At 37.3% G+C, this 1506-nt stretch carries 1 protein-coding gene; it reads right to left on the reverse strand.

Annotation, left to right across the window (positions count from 1 at the left end; genetic code table 11):
• Positions 1 to 6 precede the first annotated feature (6 nt).
• Entirely contained in the window at positions 7 to 1398 is a 1392-nt protein-coding gene (locus AN618_RS12360) for an ISNCY family transposase (RefSeq protein ID WP_066355648.1), read from the reverse strand.
• Positions 1399 to 1506: the final 108 nt, after the last annotated feature.

Here is a 1506-nt window from a genome sequence, read left to right on the forward strand (position 1 = left end):
CATTTTCTAACAGATTTGAACCATCAGTTTTGCTAACTTGGTGACATTGTAGCTAAAAATGGACAGATTAACCCATATGCCTGTATTTTCACCATGAAACAGACATACGCCAAACCCATATTTCCTCTTTAATAGACCAATAGTAGCTTCACCGCCAGCTCTCCATCGTATCAGCCTTTTAAACCAATGCTGACGTTCGTGCTTTAATCTCTTCTCGCTCTTCTTACCAGGCTTGGGTATAGCTACATGTTTTACATTAAGGCCCTGTATCTCTCTCTCATTTTCACTGGAGTAAAAACCTCTATCTGCAGCAACTTCTTCAGGAACTTTATTTAAAACATCTATACTCTTCTTCACCATTTGCACGGCTAGGGTTTTATCGCAAGGATTACCTTCTTCAACGTGGCTTGAAATTATTAAACCTTCTTCTGATTCTGCAAGCGCTACTTTTCTGCCAAATTCTATTTCTGCTTTTGCCTTGCCCCTTTTTATAGGCCTTGCTCCCTGGTCAAAGATGCTTACTATCCTGTCGGGAATGGAAGTGTTTCCTTTTAATACTTCATTGGTCTGTTTTATGATTTTACCTACTGCTGAAATAGCATCATCCAGTTTTTGGATAAGAGCGGCTTTTGATGATCTCTGCTTATTTTTTACTTTCTTTATTTCATCTTTTGCCATGGTTAAAACTTTGTTAGCTGAGTGTAATACATCCTTCGTTATTTCTACCAGTTCTTTTACTTTTTTGCGGACACTTTCCTTTGCTTCATTGTTCCTGTTTTTAGCGAATTTTACTATATTCAGTATCCTTTTTTTAACTGATCTTGTTCTGTCTTGAAATTCACTTTTAACTGCTACACCTGCATCTTTTACCTTTTTGACCAGTCTTGTCAATACTTTAACGCCGTCTGAAAGGAGGCTTGCATCGGTTGGATGGTGGATGTTGGATTTTATAACTGTTGTATCTATCCTTATTTTCCTGGCTTTTATTAGCTTTTTTTCTAAAGCCTTTCGAAGGATTAGGGTGTTTAATTTCTCCAAAGTATCTTCGCCAAATCTCTTGGTAAGTTTCGCAAGAGTGGTATAATCAGGTACCTCGGCACAAACTGGTATATGGCAGAATACCTTCCACGAGATGCTATCTGATACTTCTTTGCATAAGGTTTCGTATCCAAGATTATATCTGAATTTGAGATACATCATTCTAATGTATGTATCAAGAGGTATGCTGGGTCTACCGCATTTGGAATTAAGCTTTTCTATAAATGGAGTGAGTAGGCTTTCGTCATCCAGTATTTTATCGATAACAGCCAGTTCTCCTTTAAGTTCTAGGCATGATTTTGGAAGCAATTGGTCGAATACGCTTAATTGTTCAAAATCTTCATTTCTAATTATCAGCATTCTCCATCCATCTCCTTTTTGCTATATTATACCGTAAATATTCTCTTTTTTGGGATGAAGATGCTGGGTTTCTGCGGGTTTGAGGGAATTGTTTTTCAATGGAAACTA

The sequence above is a fragment of the Fervidicola ferrireducens genome (assembly GCF_001562425.1).
Lineage (GTDB): Bacteria > Bacillota > Thermosediminibacteria > Thermosediminibacterales > Thermosediminibacteraceae > Fervidicola > Fervidicola ferrireducens.

What these genes read in the sequence shown, in the direction of transcription:
- AN618_RS12360 (WP_066355648.1), bottom strand. Translation starts at nt 1,398, where the DNA reads ATGCTGATAATTAGAAATGAAGATTTTGAACAATTAAGCGTATTCGAC.